Origin of the sequence: Mycobacterium sp. 852002-30065_SCH5024008 (assembly GCF_001665645.1) — a bacterium.
Classification (GTDB): Bacteria; Actinomycetota; Actinomycetes; order Mycobacteriales; family Mycobacteriaceae; genus Mycobacterium; species Mycobacterium paraffinicum.
The window spans coordinates 53431-76026 of record NZ_LZSZ01000078.1; the positions used below are offsets into that span (position 1 = coordinate 53431).

Annotated in this window: 22 protein-coding genes; 8 read left to right on the top strand and 14 right to left on the bottom strand. The window is 68.3% G+C overall.

Annotation, left to right across the window (positions count from 1 at the left end):
• Positions 1-75 precede the first annotated feature (75 nt).
• On the top strand, positions 76-498 hold the full coding sequence (locus A5781_RS09940) for a hypothetical protein (RefSeq protein WP_156624520.1): 423 nt from the start codon (positions 76-78) through the stop codon (positions 496-498).
• Here the strand turns inward: A5781_RS09940 and A5781_RS09945 are convergent.
• The 3 genes from A5781_RS09945 to A5781_RS09955 form a co-directional block, all read right to left on the bottom strand.
• Entirely contained in the window at positions 443-973 is a 531-nt protein-coding gene (locus A5781_RS09945; protein ID WP_067204308.1) for a nitroreductase family deazaflavin-dependent oxidoreductase, read from the bottom strand. The genes A5781_RS09940 and A5781_RS09945 overlap by 56 nt on opposite strands.
• A gap of 24 nt (positions 974-997) precedes the next feature.
• Positions 998-4147 (bottom strand): serine/threonine-protein kinase, encoded by a 3150-nt coding sequence (locus A5781_RS09950; protein WP_067204311.1) that lies wholly within the window; start codon positions 4145-4147, stop codon positions 998-1000.
• Positions 4148-4297: 150 nt separating this feature from the next.
• A complete protein-coding gene (locus tag A5781_RS09955; protein ID WP_067204315.1) occupies positions 4298-4900 on the bottom strand; it encodes a DsbA family protein in 603 nt (200 codons plus the stop codon).
• 96 nt (positions 4901-4996) lie between these two features.
• On the opposite strand from A5781_RS09955, the gene A5781_RS09960 reads away from it, so the two are divergent.
• Positions 4997-5827 carry an arylamine N-acetyltransferase gene (locus tag A5781_RS09960; protein WP_067204318.1) on the top strand — a complete coding sequence of 277 codons (831 nt, stop codon included), beginning with the start codon at positions 4997-4999 and terminating at the stop codon, positions 5825-5827.
• Here the strand turns inward: A5781_RS09960 and A5781_RS09965 are convergent.
• The 5 genes from A5781_RS09965 to fadD3 form a co-directional block, all read right to left on the bottom strand.
• Positions 5824-6981: a pyridoxal phosphate-dependent aminotransferase gene (locus A5781_RS09965; protein ID WP_067204321.1), complete on the bottom strand. Its 1158-nt coding sequence runs from the start codon at positions 6979-6981 to the stop codon at positions 5824-5826. The genes A5781_RS09960 and A5781_RS09965 overlap by 4 nt on opposite strands.
• On the bottom strand, positions 6978-7928 hold the full coding sequence (locus A5781_RS09970) for an acyl-CoA dehydrogenase family protein (RefSeq protein ID WP_067204324.1): 951 nt from the start codon (positions 7926-7928) through the stop codon (positions 6978-6980). Before A5781_RS09970 ends, A5781_RS09965 begins: the two co-directional genes overlap by 4 nt.
• A gap of 78 nt (positions 7929-8006) precedes the next feature.
• Positions 8007-8951, bottom strand: coding sequence for an acyl-CoA dehydrogenase family protein (locus tag A5781_RS09975; protein ID WP_067204327.1), 945 nt, complete (start codon positions 8949-8951; stop codon positions 8007-8009).
• A complete protein-coding gene (locus A5781_RS09980; RefSeq protein WP_067204331.1) occupies positions 8948-10093 on the bottom strand; it encodes an acyl-CoA dehydrogenase family protein in 1146 nt (381 codons plus the stop codon). The genes A5781_RS09975 and A5781_RS09980 overlap by 4 nt, the downstream gene beginning before the upstream one ends.
• A 1-nt stretch (position 10094) precedes the next feature.
• Entirely contained in the window at positions 10095-11639 is a 1545-nt protein-coding gene (fadD3, locus tag A5781_RS09985; RefSeq protein ID WP_067204334.1) for a 3-((3aS,4S,7aS)-7a-methyl-1,5-dioxo-octahydro-1H-inden-4-yl)propanoate--CoA ligase FadD3, read from the bottom strand.
• Positions 11640-11687: 48 nt separating this feature from the next.
• Between fadD3 and ipdE1 the strand changes: the two genes are divergently transcribed.
• The 4 genes from ipdE1 to fadA6 are packed head-to-tail and all read left to right on the top strand — an operon-like array spanning position 11688 to position 15432.
• The gene (ipdE1, locus tag A5781_RS09990; RefSeq protein WP_067204337.1) at positions 11688-12836 is read left to right on the top strand and encodes an acyl-CoA dehydrogenase IpdE1; all 1149 of its coding nucleotides are present in this window, start codon (positions 11688-11690) and stop codon (positions 12834-12836) included.
• On the top strand, positions 12833-13621 hold the full coding sequence (gene ipdF, locus A5781_RS09995; protein WP_067204340.1) for a (5R,7aS)-5-hydroxy-7a-methyl-1-oxo-2,3,5,6,7,7a-hexahydro-1H-indene-carboxyl-CoA reductase: 789 nt from the start codon (positions 12833-12835) through the stop codon (positions 13619-13621). The genes ipdE1 and ipdF overlap by 4 nt, the downstream gene beginning before the upstream one ends.
• A gap of 44 nt (positions 13622-13665) precedes the next feature.
• Complete coding sequence (gene kstR2 / locus A5781_RS10000) at positions 13666-14268, top strand: TetR family transcriptional regulator KstR2 (protein WP_156624522.1); 603 nt, start codon at positions 13666-13668, stop codon at positions 14266-14268.
• A 3-nt stretch (positions 14269-14271) separates the two neighbouring features.
• The gene (gene fadA6 / locus A5781_RS10005) at positions 14272-15432 is read left to right on the top strand and encodes a steroid 3-ketoacyl-CoA thiolase FadA6 (RefSeq protein WP_067204347.1); all 1161 of its coding nucleotides are present in this window, start codon (positions 14272-14274) and stop codon (positions 15430-15432) included.
• A gap of 99 nt (positions 15433-15531) precedes the next feature.
• On the opposite strand, the gene A5781_RS10010 is transcribed toward fadA6, so the two are convergent.
• The 5 genes from A5781_RS10010 to echA20 are packed head-to-tail and all read right to left on the bottom strand — an operon-like array spanning position 15532 to position 19454.
• A complete protein-coding gene (locus tag A5781_RS10010) occupies positions 15532-15957 on the bottom strand; it encodes a nitroreductase (protein WP_067204350.1) in 426 nt (141 codons plus the stop codon).
• 41 nt (positions 15958-15998) lie between these two features.
• Positions 15999-17075, bottom strand: coding sequence for a (3aS,4S,5R,7aS)-5-hydroxy-7a-methyl-1-oxo-octahydro-1H-indene-4-carboxyl-CoA dehydrogenase (ipdC, locus tag A5781_RS10015; protein ID WP_067204353.1), 1077 nt, complete (start codon positions 17073-17075; stop codon positions 15999-16001).
• Positions 17075-17818 (bottom strand): cholesterol ring-cleaving hydrolase subunit IpdB, encoded by a 744-nt coding sequence (ipdB, locus tag A5781_RS10020; protein ID WP_067204356.1) that lies wholly within the window; start codon positions 17816-17818, stop codon positions 17075-17077. Before ipdB ends, ipdC begins: the two co-directional genes overlap by 1 nt.
• Positions 17819-17820: 2 nt before the next feature.
• Complete coding sequence (gene ipdA, locus A5781_RS10025; RefSeq protein ID WP_067204358.1) at positions 17821-18699, bottom strand: cholesterol ring-cleaving hydrolase subunit IpdA; 879 nt, start codon at positions 18697-18699, stop codon at positions 17821-17823.
• Positions 18696-19454 carry a (7aS)-7a-methyl-1,5-dioxo-2,3,5,6,7,7a-hexahydro-1H-indene-carboxyl-CoA hydrolase gene (gene echA20, locus A5781_RS10030; RefSeq protein WP_067204361.1) on the bottom strand — a complete coding sequence of 253 codons (759 nt, stop codon included), beginning with the start codon at positions 19452-19454 and terminating at the stop codon, positions 18696-18698. The genes ipdA and echA20 overlap by 4 nt, the downstream gene beginning before the upstream one ends.
• A gap of 59 nt (positions 19455-19513) precedes the next feature.
• Here echA20 and A5781_RS10035 point away from each other — a divergent pair, with 59 nt between their 5' ends.
• On the top strand, positions 19514-20299 hold the full coding sequence (locus A5781_RS10035) for an SDR family oxidoreductase (protein WP_369817707.1): 786 nt from the start codon (positions 19514-19516) through the stop codon (positions 20297-20299).
• A gap of 14 nt (positions 20300-20313) precedes the next feature.
• A complete protein-coding gene (locus tag A5781_RS10040; protein ID WP_067204364.1) occupies positions 20314-21219 on the top strand; it encodes an SDR family oxidoreductase in 906 nt (301 codons plus the stop codon).
• 48 nt (positions 21220-21267) lie between these two features.
• Here the strand turns inward: A5781_RS10040 and A5781_RS10045 are convergent, their stop codons facing one another.
• On the bottom strand, positions 21268-22458 hold the full coding sequence (locus A5781_RS10045) for a cytochrome P450 (protein WP_067204367.1): 1191 nt from the start codon (positions 22456-22458) through the stop codon (positions 21268-21270).
• Positions 22459-22596 lie beyond the last annotated feature (138 nt).

The following is a 22596-nucleotide window of genomic DNA, read 5'->3' on the forward strand; positions in this document are numbered from 1 at the left end:
TGGCCTCTACTCGGTCGCCGCGGACGCCGAAATCATGAGACCGCGTAAGCCGAGGGCTACTGGCAGGTGAGGTCGATGGCAGGTCGCTGTGACACGCTGCGTTTCGCGTACTGGGCCGGAGCCGTGGTGGATGCCGTGATGGTGGTGCCACTGCTGGTGCCGCGCGTGGCCGCCGCGATGTTGGGTCTCCACGGGTTCACCCCGGCACCCGATTACCGCTACGCTGCCGCGCTGTGTGCGGCATTGATGGCTGGATGGACGGCGCTGCTCGTGTGGGCCGGTCGTGCACCTGTCGAGCGGCGAGGGGTATTGCTGCTCACGGTGTGCCCGGTGCTCGTGGGGCTCGCGGCCGCGGGGGGTTATGCGATCAGCAGCGGGCTGGTTCGGGTCGGCTTTATGGCGCCCATGCTGGCCGTCCAGTTGGGTCTTGCGGTGCTGTTCCTCAGTGCCTACCGGCGCGCCCGTTTCCTCGCGGATGAGGCGGATCGTCGGGGGTGATCCGGAAGACCGGGTAGTGGGCGGCGATCCGCTCGAATTCCGTCAGCGGAGCGTCGCTGCAAAGCGGAATGTGTGGGCGCGCTCCGGGCGCCACCGCGACGTAGCGGCGCAAGATGGGTGCGCGGTCGTCGGTGGCGACCTCGAGCAGGTGCACGGGCACGGCGTGCCTGCGGCGCATGACCGCACGCCCGCCCGCCGCGCGAACATTGCGCACCCAGTTCGCGTCATCGCCCAGCATCGATACCAGGTAGCGCTCGCCATCGTGACCGACCACGACCACGGGGACCGAGACCACTCGTCCGGACCGCCGTCCCAGCACCTCGAGCGTCATCGCCCGCGCCGGTGACAGGACACCCGCTGAATACTGCAGCGCGGAAAGCCGATTCATCACTCTGGCCGGAAATCCCGGTCTCCCACCGCGATACATCCACCGCTTGGCGGCATACAGCCAGTCGACAACCCGTCGCCGATTCATCGTCGCGCGCTCACGGGGCAGGCCCTACATGAAGTCCAGCGCCTCCACGGTCGCGATCGGGCCCTCGTGGGTCGGCCGGTTCGCGCCGCCGATGCAGTAGACGGTGTTCCCGACCGTCGCCACCACCTCGGCGTGGCGTGCGGTCGGCATCGGCGGCAGGGTGCTCCACTTCGCGTCGGCGATGTCGTACATCTCGACGACGTTCAGCACCATCGTCGGTTCCTCGCCGCCGACGACCACGATGCGGCTGTCGATGTAGGTCGCGCCGTAGCTCCCGCGCGGGGTCGGCATGCCCACCAGCTTGGTCCAGTTGCCCGATTGCGGATCGAACCGCTCGTTGGCCGCGGAGTTCTTGTCGGCGGAGAGGAACCTACCGCCGATCGCGTACACGTAGGTGCCATCCGACACCGCGGCCAGATGTTCGCGCGGTGTCGGCATGTCGGCCGCGTCGTTCCACGAACTGCCGTCGAAGACCTCGGTCTGCGGAACAACCTGTTTGGCGTTCTGGCCACCCACCGCGACGAGCTTGTCACCCACCACCGCCGCGGCCGGCGCCGCACGCGCGTGCGTCAGATGCGGCAGCTCAACCCAAGAGCCGCCGCGCAGCGCGAACACCTTGTCGGATGCGTTGGCCAGCTGATCGCTGGCACCGCCGAGCACCACCACCTCGCCGCGGTAGGCCGCCGCCGCCGCGTGATGCAGCGGGATCGGCAGGGGCGGCCCGGTCTCCCAGGCGCCGGTGTGCGGGTCGTAGCTCTCCACGGTCTGCAGTGCGACGCCGTTCCGCAGGCCGCCAACGATCCAGATCTTGTCGTTGACCACGGCCCATGCCGTCATCAGCCGGGGCGTCGGCGCGTCCGGCAGTGACCGCCACTGCGACGCCGGCTGGATCCGGCGGGCCGGCAGCTTCAGCGCTTCGGCCGACGACGTCAGCTGGCCGTCGCCGACGGCGGTCGACCCGCCGATCGCGTACACGGACTTCTCCACCGCGTCGACGGCCATGCCGTGCCGCGCGGTCGTCATGTCGGGCAGGGCGGACCACGCCTTTGTCATCAGGTCGAAGGCGGCGACGCTCTTGAGAAGTCGTCCGGCCGAAACGCCGCCGACCGCGACCAGGCGCCCGTCGACGATCGCCGCGCCGAGGTCGCTGCGCGGCTCGCTCAGCGCGGGCAACGGCGTCCACGTCTTCGCGGCCGGATCGTACGCCTCGACCGTCGCCAGATCCGTGGAGCCGCTGGCACCGCCCACGGTGTACACCAGCTTCCCGTCCGAGGCCGCGGCCAGCATCTGACGCGGCGTCGGGATGGGCGCGCCGAGGGTCCAGGCGTTGCCATCGAACACCTCGGTCGTGTTCAGCAGCGCGCCGCTTGCGTCGACGCCGCCCGTGACGACCAGCCGGTCGCCGACCACGGCCGCCGCCGCGGCCGCCCGGGGCTGCAACAGGTGCGGAAGCTCGACCCAGCGGCTGTTGATGATCCGCCAAACCTGGTCGCTCGCAACGTTTTTGCCGCCCTCGGACTTCCAGCCGCCGAGCACCACCGGGTTGCCCTGCCAGGTGACCGCCATCGCGTGCGCAACGGGGACCGGCAGGTCGTCGCCGACCTTCCAGCTGTCGATGACAGGGTCGTAGCCCTCCTGCAGTCCGGTCAGGCCACCGTCGCTGCGGATGCCGCCGAAGATCCAGATGGTGCCGTCGGCCTGCGTGGTGGCCGCCGCGTCCCGCGAAATGCGCGCGTTGGTGATCGGTTTCCATTGCATGGGCGGCTGCGCGGTCGGCTGGCCCGACGTCCCTTTCGACCCGGCGTTGTTGTCCGGCGAAAGCGCGAAAATGACGCCGCCGATGACCAACAGCACGACCGCGGCGACCGCTCCGGCCACCAGCGCGATGCGGTTCCGCTTCTTCCCCGGCTCCGCGAACCACGCGGCGGCCCGGTCCGTGGGACCGCGCGGCGGGCCCTGGGCGCCGCCGTTTCGGCCCGACGGCGGGGCAGCGTTGGGTGGCCGCACCTTCGGTTGCGTCGCCGACCCCTGTCCGCCACGCAGCAAGCTCGCCAGCTCAGCGGGTGCCGACTGCGGAAGGGCCGCCGTTTCCAGCGCATGTTCGTGCCCGAGCGGGGCGCTGATCGCGGAGGTCGGGTCGTCGTGCCCTCTCGGCCCACGCGTCGGTGCGGGCATGCTCGACGTGTTGGGGAGGGGCGGGTGCGCCACCTCGCTGTGGCCGCCGGGCGGGACGGGCGCGGCATATGGGGCATCCGCCGCCACGGCCGAGGGCCGTCCGGTGATGGCCATCGCGTCGGGTTTCAGCCCGTTGCGGCGCTGGGCGGCCTGTAGCTCGCGGCCGAACTCCTCGGCCGAGGCGGGCCGCTCGGCGGGGTCGATCGACATCGCCCTCTCGATCGCCGTGCACACCGCGTCCGGGATGCCGTCGGGCCGCATGTCCGGGATCCCGGCGGTGCTGATGCGCAGATACTGCGCGATCAGGTCCTCGCCCTTCTTGCGCTCGTGCGCGGCGTTGCCCGCGATGAGCGCATACAGCGTGGCCCCAAGCGAATACATGTCGGACGCGATCGTCGCCGGGTTGCCCGTCATGACCTCCGGCGCGGTGAAATCGATCGTCCCGGAGAAGAACCCGGTCGCGGTCTCATACCCGCCTTCGATGTGGGCGATGCCGAAATCGCTTAGTTGCGGCTCGCCGTAGTCATTGACGAGGATGTTGGCCGGCTTGATATCGCGGTGCAAGGTCCCGGTCCGGTGCGCGGTTTCCAGTGCGCCGCAGAGCTTTACGCCGATGTGCAACGCCTCGGGCCAGGCGACCGGCCCTTCCCGGCGGAGCCGGACCGCCAGTGAGTCCGCCGAGTGATAGGGCATCACGATGTAGGGCTTGCCGCTCGGGGTCACGCCGACCCGCAGGATGTTGACGATGTTCGGATGGCCGGATAGCCCGCCCATCGCGTAGCCCTCGCGCAGGAACCGTTCTCTGCTGTCGTCGTCGATGTGGGATGGCAGCACCTTCACCGCGACGCTTCGCCCGAGCGCGGTCTCATAGCAGCAGTAGATGACCCCCGCTCCGCCGCGGGCTACCTGGCGCGCATCCTCGAACCCCGCGGCCGCCAGCTCCGCGGTGATGCCGCTCGGTACCGGTGCGACATTGTCGGAATGGGGCTCTTCAGGCATTTGCTGGCGCTCAACCCTCCGCGAAATATGTGATAGGCGAGCTCAAGGTTAAACGCTCAGCACCTCGCCGGTGCCTCTTTCGGCAACCTTCGTTCACCCGGCCGCGGGCCCGGGCCGGGAGAGTTAGCCGACGACGCGCGTCGGTCGCGCTCAGGCGTCGATGGTCGGCGGGCCCTGATGGGGCCGTTGCAGCTCTGCGAATTCCGGAACGCCAGCGATGGTGAGCACGGCCTCCAGCAAGCGAATACCGTCCTGCGTGTTCGGTGTTCGGGTCAGGACGGGGCCGGAGAACGCGTGGCCGTCGATCGCGATGATCGGGCTGCCGGCCTCGTCGCCCAAGGCGTCTTGGCTGGCTTGGTGCGCCCGCTTGACCGCGTCGTCGAAGCCGCTGTCGTCGAGGGCTTCGGCAAGCCTCTCTTCGAGGCCGTTCTCGGCGAGGGCTTCCCGGATTCCTGCTGCGGTGAGGTCCTCCTGCCGCACATGGATCCGGCGACCGATCGAGTCGTAGAGGCCCGCAAACGCGTCCGGTCCTCGCTCGGCGACGGCCGCGGCGAACAGGCGTCCCAGCCGTGTCGACCGCTCCATCATGCGTTGCTGTTTGGCGTCCTTGTCCTGGCCCTCGTTGAGCACCGCCAGGCTCATCTGCCGCAGGGCGACCGGTGTGTGCGTCGATTGTGCGGCGTCGCGCAGCCAGCGCGCTGTCACCCAGGAGAAAGGACAGACGGGATCGAGATAGAGGTCGACGTCGGGCACGGGTTCCTCCTTCGGACCAAGGCTTGGGGCTAGGGACGGCATACCCGCTACCGGCCGTCGCACGCCTGCCGGTGGCGTTGGCAGCAGAATGGCCGTATGACGCTGGAGCTGGGCGAGTACTTCGATCGCATCGGTTATGGCGGTGCCGCGGCGCCCAACCTCGACGTATTGCGGGCCTTGGTGAGCGCGCACACCAAAGCGATTCCATTCGAAAACCTCGATCCGCTGCTGGGTGTGCCCGTCGACGACCTGAGCCCGGGCGCCCTCGCCGGCAAGCTGGTTCGGCGGGGCCGGGGTGGCTACTGCTACGAGCAGAACGGCTTGATGGGTTACGTGCTGACCGAGTTGGGCTTCCGCGTGCGGCGCCTGGCCGGCCGGGTGGTGTGGATGCGGCCGCTCGACGCGCCGTCACCGCCGCAGACGCACACCGTGTTGGCGGTGACGTTCCCCGGCTCCCACGCTTCGTACCTCGTCGACGTGGGCTTCGGTGGCCAGACACCCACCTCGCCACTGCGCATCGAGACCGGCAGCGTGCAGCAGACGACGCACGAGCCTTACCGGCTGGAGGACCGCGGCGACGGCCTGGTCTTGCAGGCCCAGGTCCGCGGCGAGTGGCAACCGCTCTACGAGTTCAGCTCCCGGACCGCGCCGGACGTCGACCTGCAAGTGGGCAGCTGGTTCGTCTCGACGCATCCCTCGTCGCACTTCGTCACCGGTCTGACGGCCGCGCGCGTCACCGACGACGCCCGACTGAACCTGGCCGGTCGGAACCTGGCCATCCATCGCGCCGACGCCAGCGAGAAGATCCGCCTGGACGACGCGGCGGCGGTGGTGGATACCCTCATCGGCCGGTTCGGCATCAACGTGTCTGACGTCGGCGACCGCGGTGCCCTCGAGGCTCGCCTGGACAAGATCCTGGACGCCTAGAGCCAGGGGCCGATCCGCCGCAGCGCCTCTTCGATGTCGCCGGTCGGCCCGGCGAACGACAACCGGACGAATGAGTTGCCGTGCGTGGTGTCGAAATCGATCCCCGGCGCGATGGCAACCCCGGTGTCGTCCAACAGTTTCGAGCAGAACGCGATCGAGTCGTTGGTGCGGTCCGACACGTCGGCGTACACGTAGAACGCGCCGTCAGTGGGCGCGAGGCGGTCGATGCCGATCTGGCGCAGCCCATCGAGCAGCAGCGTGCGGTTGGTCGCGTAGTGGTGCAGGTTGCCGTCGGCCTCGGCGATCGCCTCGGGGGTGAAGGCCGCCACCCCGGCGAGTTGCGACAGCACCGGCGGGCAGATGGTGAAGTTGCCGGTCAGGCGGTCCACCGCTCGCAGCAGCGCCGGTGGCACCAGCATCCAGCCCAGCCGCCAACCGGTCATCGCCCAGTATTTCGAAAAGCTGTTGACCACCACGGCGTCTCGTGATGTCTGCCAGGCGCAACTGGTCTGCGGCGCCCCCTCGTAGACCAGGCCGTGGTAAACCTCGTCGCTGATCAGTCGCACCCCGGACGTCTCGCACCACGAAGCTATGGCGGCCAACTCGGACGGCGCTATCACGGTTCCGGTGGGATTGGCCGGGCTGGCGACGATCACGCCGTGGGGCGGCGGGTCGAGTTCGGCGAGCATCTGCACGGTGGGCTGGAAGCGGGTCTGCGGCCCGCAGGGGATTTCGACCACCTCGCATCCCAACGCGGACAGGATGTTTCGGTAGCACGGGTAGCCAGGACTGGCCAGCGCCACCCGGTCACCGGCGTCGAAGCACGCCAGAAACGCGAGCAGGAATCCGCCGGAAGAACCGGTGGTGACCACCACGTCGTCGGGTTCGACCCGAAGCCCGTGCTGGCGTTGGTAATCCGCCGCTATCGCCGCGCGCAGCTCGGGGGTTCCCAGCGTCACGGTGTAACCGAGCTCGTTGAGGTGCAAGGCGGAGGCCGCGGCCGCGCGCACCGGCTCCGGCGCTCCCACGCTGGGCTGGCCGGCCGACAGGTTCACCAGGTCGCCGTGGCTGCGCTGGCGTTCGGCCGCGGCCAGCCATACGTCCATCACATAGAAGGGCGGGATGGCGGCGCGCAGCGCGACGTGGTCGTTCACGACGTCTCGAGCACCTCGGCTTCCAGTCGTGCGAGCAGTTCTTGCGGTGTGCTGAGCAGATGCGCGCTGCCGTGGGCGCGTTTGAAATACAGGTGCATGTCGTGTTCCCAGGTGATCGCGATCCCGCCGTGCAGCTGGATGCCTTCGGCGGCGGCGGTGCACAGCGCCTCGGTCGCGGCGAGGCGCGCGGTGGCCGCGTTGGTCGGGGTGGGCTCGTTGCAAGCGTCCGCAACGACGGCCTTCGCCGCGGCGATCGCGACGTACAGATCGGCCATCCGGTGTTTGAGGGCCTGGAAACTGCCGATCGGACGGCCGAATTGCACTCTGTTCTTGGCGTATTCGACGGTGAGTTCCAGGCAGCGTTCGGCGGCGCCGATCTGCTCGGCGGCCAGCAGGATGGCCGCGCTGTCGGCGATGCCGGGGTCGGCGCCGATCGGTTCGGTCGCCTCGGCCTTGAGCTGCGCGAGCCGCCGGGTCGGGTCCATGGTGGTGACGGGCTGCGCGCCGAATCGCGTCCACCGGCTCAACTGGCGGTCGTCGACAGCGACTACGACATCGGCGATATCGCCGTTGACCACATAGTCGGCGTCGAGCACCAGCGCGCCGATCGAGGTGCCCTCCGCGAGGCCGCCCAGCGTCTCGGCGTCGGGCTCGGGCGCGGCCAGCAGGGCCAGCTCCGCCAGCGTCGTGCCCAGCAGGGGGGAAGGCACCAGCGCCCGGCCCAGCTCCTGCAAAACCGTTGCGGCATCGGCCAGTTCGCCGCCCGCTCCACCCAGCTCCTCGGGGATCACCAGCGCGGCGGCGCCCACCTGCTCACACAGCAGCTGCCACAGCGACTCGTCGTAGCCGCGGTCGGACTCCATCGCCGCGCGCACCGCCGCCGGGTTCGCGTGCTTGGCCACCAGGGTCGCGACGGTCTCCCGCAGCATCTCCCGTTCTTCACTCACGAGCGCCGCTCCTCTCCCCCGCAAGCGGGTGGTACCCCCACATCGCTACACTCTGCATCGTCGCGCCGCGAGTCATGGTTATAGCGCCTCCAGCACTCGCCGCCGATGCGCCTCGGGCGTACCCCAGGCCGAACGCAATGCTTGCACCCGCAGCAACCAAAGCGACAGGTCGTGTTCCTGGGTGAACCCGATCGCGCCGTGGGTCTGCAGCGCCGACCGCGCGGCCAGCAGGCCCGCCTCGGCCGCCGCCGCCTTGGCCGCGCTGACGTCGCGGGGCTCGAGTGATAAGGCCGCGCCATACAGCAGCGGGCGGGCCAGCTCGATCGCGATGTGCACGTCGGCGAGCTTGTGCTTGATCGCCTGATAGGAACCGATCACCCGGCCGAATTGCGACCGCTGCTTGGCGTAGTCGACCGTATCGCGCAGCAGCGCCTCGGCCGCGCCGACCAGCTGTGCGGCGGTGGCCAGCGCCCCGAACTCGTAGGCGCGCCGAAGATCCGCCTGCCAGGCCCGGCCGGCTGGGGTCACGTCGTAGAGGGGCCGGCTCGGGTCGACCGACTCGTGCCGGTCACCCGGCGTCGCTTCGGCGACGCCCTCGTCGGTTGCCACCAGCACCAGCCCGGCCGTGACGGCGTCCACCGCGCGCGGTGTCTGCGGCGGCAGCGCGACGGTGACCATCAGCTCACCGGAGGCCAGGGCGGCGCAGCGCTCGGCCTGATCGTCAGAGGCGAGCAAAACCGGTGCCACGGCGATGGATTCGGCCACCGGGCCGGGCACACACCACCGTCCCAGGCGTTCGAGTGCGACCACCAGGTCGACCGGATGCGCCTCGATGCCGTCGAACTTCTCGGGGACCGCCAGCGCGGTGACACCCAGGTCGGCCAGCTGGCCCCACACCTTGCGGCCGGGCGCGGTATCGCCCGCCGACCACGCGCGGATCACGCCGGGCAGGTCGGCCGCGCCCAGGGCGGCGTCGATGCTGGCCGCGAAGTCGCGCTGCTGTTCGTCTAGCGCAAATTTCACTTCTTGCCCCCGGACTTCTCGCGGGGCAGGCCCAGCAGCCGCTCCGAGATGATGTTGCGCTGAATCTCGTTGGTGCCGGCGTAGATCGGGCCGCCCAGCGCGAACAGCAGGCCATCGGTCCAATTGCCGGCGAGCTCGCCGTCGGCGGCGAGCACGTCGAGTGCGGTCTGGTGCAGCTCCACGTCGAGGTCCGACCAGAACACCTTGGTCACCGACGATTCGGCGCCCAGCTCACCGCCGTCGGCCAGCCTGGTCACCGTGCCGAAGGTTTGCAGCCGGTAGGCCTGTGCCTTGATCCAGCCATCGGCGACGCGGTCGGCGAAGGCCGGGGGAGAGCCGCTGTCCTTCCAGAGCTGCACCAGCCGCTCGGCGGTCGCCAGGAAGCGGCCCGGGCTGCGCAGGGACATGCCGCGTTCGTTGCTCGAGGTGCTCATGGCCGCCCGCCAGCCCTCGTTCGGGGTGCCGATGACGTCGTGATCGGGGACGAACACGTCATCGAGGAAGATCTCGCCGAAGCCGGTGTCGCCGCCCAGCTGGACGATGGGTCGCACGGTGACGCCCTTGGCCTTCAGGTCGAACATGAAGTACGTCAGGCCGTTGTGCCGCTCGGCCGTCGGGTCCGACCGGAACAGCCCGAAGCCCATTTCCGCGAACGGCGCGCGGGAACTCCAGATCTTCTGCCCGTTCAGCAGCCAGCCGCCGTCGGTTTTGGTTGCGGTGGATCGCAGCGAGGCCAGGTCGCTGCCGGATTCCGGCTCCGACCACGCCTGAGCCCAGATCTGTTCGCCGCTGGCCATTTTCGGCAGGATGCGGTCCAGCTGCTCTTCGGTGCCGTGGGCGAACAGCGTCGGCGCCAGCATCGAGGTGCCGTTGGCGCTGGCGCGTCCCGGGGCGCCGGCGCGGAAGTACTCCTCTTCGAACACCACCCAGTGCAGCAGTGGCGCGTCGCGGCCCCCGTATTTCTTGGGCCAGGTGATCACCGACAGCCCGGCGTCGAACAGCACGCGGTCCCACTGCCGGTGCTGGGCGAAGCCCTCGGCGTAGTCGTAGGACTTCGTCGGGATCGAATCGGCGTTGGCCGACAAGAAGTCCCGCACCTCGGCCGCAAACGCCAGGGTCTCTTCGTCTAGTTCCAGATCCACTTCACGTCCACTCTCGCAGTTGTGGTTTGACCACCTTGCCGCCCGGATTGCGCGGCAACGCGTCGACGAACCGCACCGACCGCGGCGCCTTGAAGTTCGCCAAATGTTCACGGGTGTAAGCGATCACGGACTGCTCGTCGAGGTCGAAGCCGGGCCTGGTCACCACAAATGCCCGCCCGACCTCGCCGAGGCGCTCATCGGGAACCCCGATCACGGCGGCGTCGGCGACCCCCTCCATCCGGGCCAGCACCTGCTCGACCTCGGCGGGGTAGACATTGAATCCGCCGCAGATGTACATGTCCTTGAGCCGGTCGGTGATGCGCAGGTTGCCGGCCGCGTCGACGGCACCGATGTCACCGGTGTGCAGCCAGCCGTCGGGGTCGATGGCGGCCGCGGTGGCGGCCGGGTCGTCGAGGTAACCCAGCATGACGTTCGGCCCGCGCAGCAGCACCTCACCCGCTTCTCCGGGAGTTGTTGCCTCGATGCGCAATTCGAAGTCGGCGAATGGGCGCCCGCACGTCGTGGCGACGGTGACCGCGTCGTCGTCCGCCCGGCACATCGTGCCCATGCCGTTCGCCTCGGTCAGCCCGTAAGCGGTCAGCACGATGTCGATGTCGAGCTCGGACTGCATGCGCTCGACCAGCACGACGGGAACGGTGGCCGCTCCGGTCACCGCGAACCGCAGCGAGCTCAGGTCGTAGTCCTTGCGCTGCGGATGGTCCAGCAGGGTCTGATAGATGGTGGGCGGTCCGGGCAGCACGGTGATGCGGTGTTGCTCGATCGCCTGCAGCGCGCGCAGCGGGTCGAAGGTCAGGTGCGGGATCAGCGTCGCCCCGGTCTGCAGGCAGGCCAGGATGCCGGCCTTGTACCCGAAGTTGTGGAAGAACGGGTTGATGCACAGGTAGCGGTCGTCGCTGGTGATCTTGCCGTTGGCGGCCCACGACGCCGAGGCCGACAGCGACTGCCGGTGCGCGCAGAGCACCCCTTTGCTGCGGCCGGTGGTGCCCGAGGTGAACAGGATGTCGCTGACGTCGTCGGGCGTGACCGCAGCGGCGCGGGCCGCGACCGCGCTGACGTCCGAGCCGCGCGAGATGAAGTCGTCCCACGTTCCGTCGTCAGCCTCGATCGGGATCCGCACGATGCGCCGCAGCGCGGGCAGGGCTTCCGGGCCCAAGCGGTCCAGGTCGGCGACGCGATCGTGGCCGAGGAATCGCCCCATCCCGAACAGCACGGGCGCTGCGGTGCGCGCCAGGATGTCGGCGGCTTCCTCGGCGGTATAGCGGGTGTTCAGGGGCACCATGGCCGCACCGGCGTGGTGGATCGCCAGGCAGGCCACCACCCAGTGCCAGGTGTTCGGCGACCAGATCGCCACGCGGTCCCCCGCTTGCACGCCGAGGCTGATCAGCGCGGCCGCCGCCCGGTGCACCTCGTCGCGCAGTGCGGCCGCCGTGAACGACCGCTCGTCGGTGATCAACGCGTCATGATTGGGGAGTTGCTGCGCCAAACGATCGAGCGCCGCCGGTACGGTGCGCGGATCGCTCCCCATGAATGCTCCTCTAACAAAGCAAGTGCTTGGTAGGTTAGCCTACAGGGCATGCAGGACGTCGAGGAGTTCCGGGCGGAGGTCCGCGGTTGGCTCGCCGACAATCTGGTCGGCGAATTCGCAGCTCTCAAGGGTCTTGGCGGACCGGGGCGCGAGCACGAGGCGTTCGAAGAACGCCGGGCGTGGAATCGGCATCTGGCCAAGGCCGGCCTGACCTGCCTGGGCTGGCCGGTGGAACATGGCGGCCGCGGGCTGTCGACCGCGCACCGCGTGGCGTTCTACGAGGAGTACGCCCGCGCCGATGCCCCGGACAAGGTGAACCATTTCGGCGAGGAGCTGCTCGGGCCGACGCTGATCGCCTTCGGGACGCCCGAGCAGCAGCAGCGCTTCCTGCCGAAGATCCTCGACGTCACCGAGCTGTGGTGTCAGGGCTATTCCGAGCCCGGCGCCGGCAGCGACCTGGCCAACGTCTCCACCACCGCCGAGCTGGATGGTGACCAGTGGGTGATCAACGGCCAGAAGGTGTGGACCTCGTTGGCGCACTGGGCGCAGTGGTGCTTCGTGGTCGCTCGCACGGAGAAGGGTTCCAAGCGGCACGCCGGGCTGTCGTATCTGTTGGTGCCGCTGGATCAGCCGGGTGTGCAGGTCCGCCCGATCATCCAGCTGACCGGCGACTCGGAATTCAACGAGGTCTTCTTCGACGACGCCCGCACCGACGCCAATCTGGTGGTCGGCCAGCCCGGCGACGGCTGGCGGGTCGCCATGGGCACGCTGACCTTCGAGCGCGGCGTGTCGACACTCGGGCAGCAGATTCGCTACGCCCGTGAGCTTTCCAACCTGGCCGACCTTGCGCAGCGCAACGGCGCCGCCGACGACCCATTCATCCGGGAGCGGCTGACGCGGGCGTGGACCGGGCTGCGGGCCATGCGTTCGTATGCGCTGGCCACCATGGACGTTGAGCAGCCCGGCCAGGACAACGTGTCGAAGTTGTTGTGGGCCAACTGGCATCGCGATCTGGGTGAGCTGGCGATGGACGTGATCGGCAAGCCGGGGCTGACCTTGTCGAACGGCGAATTCGACGAGTGGCAGCGGCTTTTCCTGTTCACCCGCGCCGACACCATCTACGGCGGCTCCAACGAGATCCAGCGCAACATCATCGCCGAGCGGGTGCTCGGCCTGCCCCGGGAGGTAAAGGGATGACCCTGTCCGAAGCTCCGAAAGAGGTTGCCGGGCACGGGCTTCTGCAAGGCAAGGTGGTCGTCGTAACCGCGGCCGCCGGCACCGGGATCGGCTCGGCGACGGCGCGACGGGCGCTGGTCGAGGGCGCCGACGTGGTGGTGTCCGACCACCACGAACGACGGCTGGGGGAGACCGCCGACGAGCTGTCCGCGTTGGGATTGGGCCGGGTCGAGAGCGTGCTGTGCGACGTGACGTCCAGCGCGCAGGTGGACGCGCTGATCGCGTCGACCACCGCCCGGATGGGCCGACTGGACGTTTTGGTCAACAACGCCGGGCTGGGCGGTCAGACGCCGGTGGTCGACATGACCGACGACGAGTGGGACCGCGTCCTGAACGTGACGCTGTCGTCGGTGTTCCGGGCCACCCGGGCGGCGCTGGGCTACTTCCGCGAAGCGGACCACGGTGGGGTGATCGTCAACAACGCAAGCGTTCTGGGCTGGCGGGCGCAGCACTCGCAGGCGCACTATGCGGCCGCCAAAGCGGGCGTGATGGCGCTAACCCGTTGCAGCGCGATCGAAGCCGTCGAATACGGGGTGCGGATCAACGCGGTGTCCCCGAGCATCGCCCGGCACAAGTTTCTGGACAAGACGACCTCGTCCGATCTGCTCGATCGGCTGTCGGCCGGTGAAGCGTTCGGGCGGGCGGCCGAGCCGTGGGAGGTCGCGGCCACCATCGCGTTCCTGGCCAGTGACTACTCGAGCTACCTGACCGGCGAGGTCATCTCGGTGTCCAGCCAGCATCCGTGAGTGGGCAGCTGGCCAAGCAAGCGCTTGGTTGATACTCTGATCGGGTGGACCGAGTGGCCGGTCAGGCAAACAGCCGTCGCGACGAGTTGTTAGAGCTCGCCGCGACCATGTTCGCCGAGCGTGGATTGCGCGCCACCACCGTGCGCGACATCGCGGACAGCGCGGGAATCCTCTCCGGCAGCCTCTATCACCACTTCTCCTCCAAGGAGGAGATGGTCGACGAGGTGCTGCGCAGTTTCCTGGACTGGTTGTTCGCCCGCTACAGCGAGATCGTGGACAGCGAGGCCAACCCGCTGGAGCGGCTCAAGGGGCTGTTCATGGCGTCGTTCGAGGCGATCGAGCATCGGCACGCGCAGGTCGTGATCTATCAGGACGAAGCCCAACGGTTGTTGTCGCAGCCCCGGTTCTCCTATATCGAGGACATGAACCGCCAGCAGCGCAAGATGTGGCTCGAGGTGATCAACCAGGGCATCGACGAGGGCTACTTCCAGCCCGACCTCAACGTCGACCTGGTCTACCGTTTCATTCGTGACACCACGTGGGTGTCGGTGCGCTGGTATCAACCAGGCGGACCCCTCACCGCACAACAGGTGGGTCAGCAATACCTCGCCATCGTTCTCGGTGGGATTACCAAAGAAGGAGTCTGACAAATGGCAGAGGCGTACGTCATCGACGCTGTACGTACCGCGATCGGCAAGCGCAACGGATCGCTGGCCGGGGTGCATCCCGTGGACCTCGGCGCCCTTGGTTGGCGTGGGCTGCTCGACCGGGTCGACGTCGACCCCGCCGCCGTCGACGACGTGATCGCCGGCTGCGTCGACGCCATCGGCGGGCAGGCGGGCAACATCGCCCGGCTCTCGTGGCTGGCCGCGGGCTACCCCGAAGAGGTTCCCGGCGTCACCGTGGACCGGCAGTGCGGCTCCAGCCAGCAGGCGATTTCCTTTGGCGCACAGGCCATCATGGCCGGCACGGCCGACCTCATCGTGGCCGGCGGTGTGCAGAACATGAGCCAGATCCCGATCTCGTCGGCCATGACCGTGGGAGAACAGTTCGGGTTCACCTCCCCGACCAACGAGTCCAAGCAGTGGCTGCACCGCTACGGCGACCAGGAGATCTCTCAGTTCCGCGGCTCGGAGATGATCGCCGAGAAATGGAACCTGTCGCGCGAGGAGATGGAGCGCTACGCGCTGGCCAGCCACGAGCGCGCGTTCGCCGCGATCCGCGGCGGTCACTTCGACAACGAAATCATCACCGTCGAAACGGAATCCGGGCCGTTCCGGGTCGACGAGGGCCCGCGCGAGTCGTCGCTGGAGAAGATGGCCGGCCTGAAGACGCTCGTCGAGGGCGGCCGGCTGACGGCGGCGATGGCAAGCCAGATCTCCGACGGCGCGAGCGCGGTGCTGCTGGCTTCCGAGCAGGCCGTCAAGGACCACAAACTGACCCCTCGCGCGCGCATCCACCACATCAGCGCCCGCGCCGCCGACCCGGTGTTCATGCTGACCGGGCCCATCCCGGCCACGCGCCACGCGCTGGAGAAGGCCGGGCTGTCGATCGACGACATCGACACCGTCGAGATCAACGAGGCGTTCGCGCCGGTGGTGATGGCCTGGCTCAAGGAGATCAAGGCCGACCCGGAGAAGGTCAACCCGAATGGCGGCGCGATCGCCCTTGGGCATCCGCTGGGCGCGACCGGCGCCAAGCTGTTCGCCACCATGCTCAACGAACTCGAGCGCGTCGGCGGCCGCTATGGCCTGCAGACGATGTGTGAGGGCGGGGGCACCGCGAACGTCACTATCATCGAGCGGCTGTAGCGCCTTCGGGGCTTCGTCTTTCGTCGCGACACTTAAACCAGGCACACGACACGCCGAAAAGCGTGTGCGTGGTTTAAGTCTCGACGAACAGCGCCGAGCTCAGTTCGGCGCCGAAGCATCCCGGACTCTGAGGTAATGCGCGATGCCGAGCCGGGCGAACGTGCGTTTCCGGTCGGCCGACAGCATGGGCAAGGCCGCCTCCGCGTCGATCACCTCGGGCTGCGCGACGTCGTAACTCTCGCCCTGGGAGGAGATGGTCGCTCGCCCAGCGGCAAGGACGTTCTGCAACCAGTCCACTCCGGTGCCATAGGGCAGCGGTATGACGAACCCGTCGGCCGTCCGGTCCGCCACGACCGGCGTGGCGTACTGCTTGCCCGATCGTCGTCCGGTGTGGCGGATGGCCGATGCGTACCAATGTTTGTGGCCGGCCAGGCGCAGCATCAGTGGGTTGAGCAGGTATCTGTTGGAAACACGGATCGCGCCCAGCAACGGCTTCGGCCAGGCTTCAGGTAGTAGCGCACTCATGACTCCACGATGATCGCGAGCCCGCGCCGGAGCCAGGGTCTTTAGTCGCCGGATTCGATCAGCGCGGACGCCGACTGCAGGTGTCCGATCGCGTCACGCACGATCGAGTCGATCAGCTCGGCGCACGACGGCAGGTCCTCGAGGATGCCGGCCACCTGGCCGGAGGCGAGCACCCCGGCTTCGGTGTTGCCCTCGACCAGCCCCGCCTTTAGCAGCATCGGGGTGTTGGCCGCCATCACCACCTGCGACCAGGTCATCTCCTTGCCGTGGCGCATCGCCACGCCGTCGCGGATCATCGACCGCCAGGTCATCTGCGACATGTGCTTGAACTTCGCCGCATTGCGCACGGCCGCGGTGAGACCCCGCACCGGCGAACCGCTTTCCAGCCTCTCGACGAGCCCGGTGCGCAGCACCCGGTGCGGCATGCCGTCCACGCGCGTGGTCACCACCGTGCCGTCCAGCGCCGCTTCGAGGTAGCGGCGCTTAACCGCTTCGGGCACGGTCGAATCGGAGGTCAGCAGAAAGCGCGTGCCCATCGCCACCCCGGCCGCGCCGTAACTCAGCGCGGCCGCCAGCCCGCGCCCGTCGAAGAACCCGCCCGCCGCGATCACCGGGATTCCGGTGCCCTGCACGGCGTCCAGCACCGACGGCAGCAGTAACGTCGTGGCGACGGGTCCGGTGTGTCCACCGCCCTCGCCGCCCTGCACGATCATCGCATCGGCGCCCCAGGCCGCGACCTTACGCGCATGCTTGGCTGCGCCGATCGACGGAATCACCACCGCCCCGGCCTCTTTCAGCCGCGCGATCAGCTCCTGCTTGGGCGCCAGGGCGAACGACGCCACCTTCACGCCCTCGCGGATCATCAGATCGACGCGGTCGCCGGCGTCCGCGGCGTCGGCGCGGATATTCACCCCGAACGGTTTGTCGGTGGCGGCCTTGACCTTTCCGATGGCCGTCGCCAGCTCGTCGAGTGTCATGGTGGCCGAAGCCAGGATGCCCAGGCCGCCCGCGTTGGCCGTGGCGGCCACCAGCCGGGCGCCGGCCACCCAGCCCATCCCGGTTTGGACCACCGGGTGCTCGACACCGACCAGCTCGGTCAGCGGCGTGCGCAACTTCATCAACGTATCTCTCTGTCGCGCAGGGATTTCGGGTCGATCACCTCGCGGATCAGGTGGAGCTCTTCGTCCGTCGGTAGCCTGGTCTCGCCGGCCTCGTCGACGCCGTGCACGTCGAACGACGTGGCCTCACGAACGTCGTCGGGTGACGCCCCGGGATGCAGCGTCAGCGCGCGCATCGTGCGGCCCGGGCCGCCGAAGTCGAACACGCCCAGGTTGGACACGACCCGGTACGTGTTGGCGAACCGGAAGGCCGGATTGTCCGCGTCCACCTTGTCCCAGCCGATGCCGCAGACCACGTCGACGGCCTCGCAGAACACCCGCGTCGAATGGTTGCCCACCCAATAGCTGGTCGCATGGTTGATCGAGTTACCTGGCGCACCCCTCAGGCCGAACATCTGTCTGCTCGGGTGTTGCAGCGGACCGAACGCCGAGATGTTCTGATTGCCAAAGCGGTCAACCTGATTCGCACCCATCACCACGTGCCGCCGCCCCCAGGCCAGCGTCTCGAAGACCCGGCCGAATGGCATCCAGCCCTCGACGGGTCCGGTCTTGCCCAGGGCCGGGGTGTCGGCCAGCAGCTGCGCCTCGCCGTCGGTCAGCAAGATGTCGGGTGAAAAGGTCAACCGCGCCAGCCGCGCACCGACCGAAGCCATGTTCGTCATCGGGCTGACCATGATTTCTCCGGCGTCCCTGAATAATTCGGCGCAGGCGACTGCGCACACTTCGGCGCGGGTGCTGCTCACTTTCAGGCCTCCTCTGCGAATGCGCGAACCGCCGCCTGGTAGTCGTCCTCGCTGCCCGACAGGTAGGTCTGGACGAACTTCTGCCAGCCCTCTTCGGTCGAGGCCGCCTCGGCGTAATGCCGCTGGAACTTCTCGTCCCGGCCGTAATCCGGTGCGGCGGTGGTGAAGTGGGCGCCGCCGGGCGCCTCCACCACGGCGTCGACCATCATCCGGTTCACCAGCAGGGCCTGCGGGGGAACAGCCTTGACCAACTCCTCCGTGGAGACGACACGCTCCACCGACAGGAAGCGCTGGTCGGCGGACATCAGGAACAGGTCGTCGAAGTAGGGATCGATACCGGTGTAGGCCGCATTGCCTTGGCAGTCACCGAGATTGAGGTGCACAAAGGCCGCGTCCAGGCGCAGCGCCGGCATGGCGATCAGCGTCTCGTAGCCGCCCTCGGGCGCGGGGTAGGGGCTGGTCACGGTTTGCAGTTCGCCCTCCCAGAAGTCGGGGACCGAGCTGCCCAACCCGGCACGAATCGGCAGGAACGGCAGGCGTTGCGCCGCGGCTTGCAGGCCGCAACGCAGCATGCCCTCGTCCATTTCCCGGGCCTCGATGGCGCCGCTGGTGCGGGCCTTGGCGAACCACGGGTCGTAGAAGGGCGGGGAGTCGAGCGAGACGAAGCCGTAGTAGACGCGCTTGACCTTGCCGGCCGAGCACAGCAAGCCGAGGTCGGGTCCGCCGTAGGTGACCACCGTGAGGTCGGTGACGTCGGTACGCAGCATGGCCCGCACGAACGCCATCGGCTTGCGCCGCGAGCCCCAGCCGCCGATGCCGATGGTCATGCCGCTGCGCAACTGCCCGACGGCTTCGTCGAGGGTGGTTCTCTTGTCGCTCAAGATTTCTCACCCTTCGCCGTACCGGCGAACGCGTCGCGGTGCTCGTCGGCCACCCCGGCCAGATTGAGCTCGAACGTAAACCCTTGCTCCATGCGGTAACTCGAGTTGACCCGCTGCACGTCGATGAGGTTGAGCGCCTCCTTGGCCGCGCGGATGACGCGGGTGTCCTTGGCGGCGATGTCGCGGGCAACCCGTAGCGCGGCCTCGTCCAGCTGGTCGCGCGGCACCACCTCGTGCACCGAACCGAAGTGGTGCAGGGTGGCGGCGTCCACGGTGGCGGCGGTGAAGAACAGCCGCCGCATCAGGTGCTGCGGCACCAGCCGAGAGAGGTGGGTGGCCGCGCCCAGGGCGCCGCGCTCCACCTCGGGCAGCCCGAACGTGGCGTCGTCGGAGGCCACGATGACGTCGGAGTTGCCGACCAGGCCGATGCCGCCGCCGACGCAGAACCCGTTCACGGCGGCAACGACCGGCACCGCGCATTCATAGACCGCGCGGAAGGCGGCGAAGCAACCGCGGTTGGCGTCGATCAGCGCGGTGAATCCCTCCGTGCGCTGCATCTCCTTGATGTCGACTCCGGCATTGAAGCCACGGCCCTCGGCCCGCAGGATGACGACGTGAGTCTCGGGGTCCTGACCGGCGGCCGTGATGACGTCGGCCAGTTCGAACCAGCCGCGCGACGGGATGGCGTTGACCGGGGGAAAGTCGACGGTGACCGCGACGATGCCCGGTTCGGTGGTTTTGGATGTGATGGGCACGGTGCCACTTCCTTGTGGGGTAACTACCTAAGCAAGCACTTGCTTGGTACGCTAGCACAGTGACTCGCGCCGAAGCACCCGACGCCATCAACTTGGGGCTGGCCGGGCGGGTGGTTCTGGTCACCGGCGGGGTCCGCGGAGTGGGTGCCGGCATCAGTGCGGTCTTCGCCGCGCAGGGCGCAACCGTCATCACCTGCGCACGGCGGCCCGTCGAGGGCCTGCCCTATGAGTTTCACTCGTGCGACGTCCGCGATGACGACGCCGTCAAGGCGCTGATCGACTCCATCGTCGACGAACACGGCCGGCTCGACGTCGTGGTCAACAATGCGGGCGGTTCGCCGTACGTGCTGACCGCGGAGTCCAGCGCGAAGTTCAACCGCAAGATCATCGAGCTCAATCTGATTGGCGCGCTGTCGGTTTCGCAACACGCGAACGCCCAAATGCAAAACCAGGACCGCGGCGGGTCGATCATCAACATCTGCAGCCTGAGTGGTCGACGGCCGTCGCCCGGCACCGGCGCGTACGGGGCGGCCAAGGCGGGCTTGGAAAGCCTCACGCAGACACTGGCGGTGGAGTGGGGGCCGAAGGTCCGGGTGAATGCCTGCGTGGTCGGCATGGTGGAGACCGAGCAGTCCGAGCTTTTCTATGGTGATGCCGAGTCTATCGCCGCGATCTCAAAGAACGTGCCACTGGGCCGGTTGGCCAAGCCCGAAGACATCGGTTGGGCCACAGCGTTTCTGGCGTCGGACACGGCGTCCTACATCAGCGGTGCCTCGCTGGAGGTGCACGGCGGCGGTGAGCCGCCGCACTATCTGGCCACAACAAACGCCAGCGCGATCAAGTAGAGGAGACACGAACAATGGGAGTGGTTGACGGCCGCGTCGTCATCGTCACCGGAGCGGGCGGCGGTATCGGTCGCGCGCATGCGCTGGCCTTCGCGGCCGAAGGCGCCCGCGTGGTGGTCAACGATATCGGCGTGGGCCTCGACGGCTCACCGGCCGGCGGCGGCAGCGCCGCACAGGGCGTGGTCGACGAAATCACCGCGGCCGGTGGGGAAGCCGTCGCCAACGGATCCAACATCGCCGACTGGAACGAAGCCGCGGGCCTGATCCAGACCGCCGTAGACACCTTCGGTGGCCTGGATGTCCTGGTGAACAACGCCGGCATCGTGCGCGACAGGATGATGGCCAACACCAGCGAGGAAGAGTTCGATGCCGTCATCGCCGTGCATCTCAAGGGTCACTTCGCCGCCATGCGGCATGCGGGGTCGTACTGGCGCGGGTTGTCCAAAGAGGGCAAAACCGTCGACGCGCGGATCGTCAACACCAGTTCGGGTGCCGGCCTGCAGGGCAGCGTCGGACAGGGTAACTACAGCGCCGCCAAGGCCGGCATCGCGGCGCTGACGTTGGTCGGCGCGGCCGAAATGGGCCGCTACGGCGTCACCGTCAACGCCATCGCACCGTCGGCCCGCACCCGCATGACCGAGACCGTCTTCGCCGAGATGATGGCAACGCAGGACCAGGATTTCGACGCGATGGCGCCGGAGAACATCTCACCCCTGGTGGTGTGGCTGGGCAGCGCCGAATCCCGCGACGTCACGGGGAAGGTGTTCGAGGTCGAGGGCGGCAAGATCCGGGTCGCCGAGGGCTGGGCGCACGGACCGCAGATCGACAAGGGCGCGAAGTGGGACCCCGCGGAACTGGGGCCCGTCGTCGCCGACCTGCTCGCCAAGGCGCGCCCGCCGGTACCGGTGTACGGGGCCTAGTCCGGAGATCAGTAGCCGGCACGGCACGCGCATTCTCGCGGGCGAAGCCTATGCGGGAAGCAGCTTGAGTGGCAGGGCTTGGTGGCGGCGAATGATGTTGTTGATCGCCCAGGTCGGTGTACCCGCGACCTCGATGCGGTCGACGCGATCGATCAGCGCGCGCAGCATGGCTGCCGTTTCCAAGCGCGCCAGACCTTGGCCGGCGCAGGCGTGCGCCCCTTGGCCGAATCCGATCTGACGGCTGGCGTCGCGGCGGATGTCGAAGACCTCGGCCTTCGCCCACTCGTGTTCGTCTCGGTTGGCCGAGGCGTACATCACCAGGACGCGGGCTCCCGACGGCATTGTCACGCCGGAGATTTCGGCCTGACGGCCCACGCAACGCGCAAATGCACGCAGTGGTGGCTCGTAGCGGACGATCTCATTGATGGCGTTCGTCATCAGCGCAGGCTCCTCCTTCAGGAGCTGCCATTGCTCGCGGTGGCTGGCGAACAAGTACAAAGCGCTGGAGATGGCGCTCATGGTGGTGTCTATCGACGGGGCTAGGTAGTCGACCATCAGCGGCGGACACTCGCGGTGAGACAGCTTGCCTTCGTCGGCGGCCCTCAGGAGCTCGTGTGCCATGCTGCCGTCGAGAACGGCGCGTTGGCGAACGACGCGGCGCGCGAAGCGCAGCATCTTCAACGCTTGGGGCGTCGATCTGATCGCGTGCCAGTTAAGTGGACCGAGGACATCGAAAGTGGCTCCGCCCCATTCGATTAGGTGATCGCGATGATTCCGGGGCCAGCCTATGAGGTCGGGCACCACGGCCAGTGGCAGCGCGGCGGCGAGGTCGGTCACGCCATCGACCTCACCCTTGCTGAGCGCCGCATCGACGACCTCGGCGGCAGTAGCTTCCACACTGTCGCTGATCGCGCGCAACACGCGCGGTAACAGCCGGTGAGCGACCAGCTTGCGTCGACGATCGTGCTCACCGCCATCGCTGTTGAGCGTCGTGCCCTGGGACAAGCGGTTGGTGATCGGATTCAGCGATACACCCCTGCCCGATAGGAACGTCTGGTCATCCCGCAACACTGCCTTGCACTCGGCGTAGCGGGGCAGCGCGTACGCCTTCTGTTTGGATAACCAGACCACCGGCCCCAGGTCGCGCAGGCGCTGGTAATGCGGGTATGGATCGAGGATTGCGTCGGTGGAGTAGATGTCTGGCTTGTATACCGGGACACCGGCCGGTTTGCGACGCATCGGTTCTCCTCACAGCGCGCGGCCGGACCTACGGCAACGTCGATATTTCTGACGAAATCGTCACACACGACGAGATGATCAGTCAAGACCTTGCCTGCGGGCTCGACGGGTAGCAGAGACCGGCGGCCTCGCTTCTCC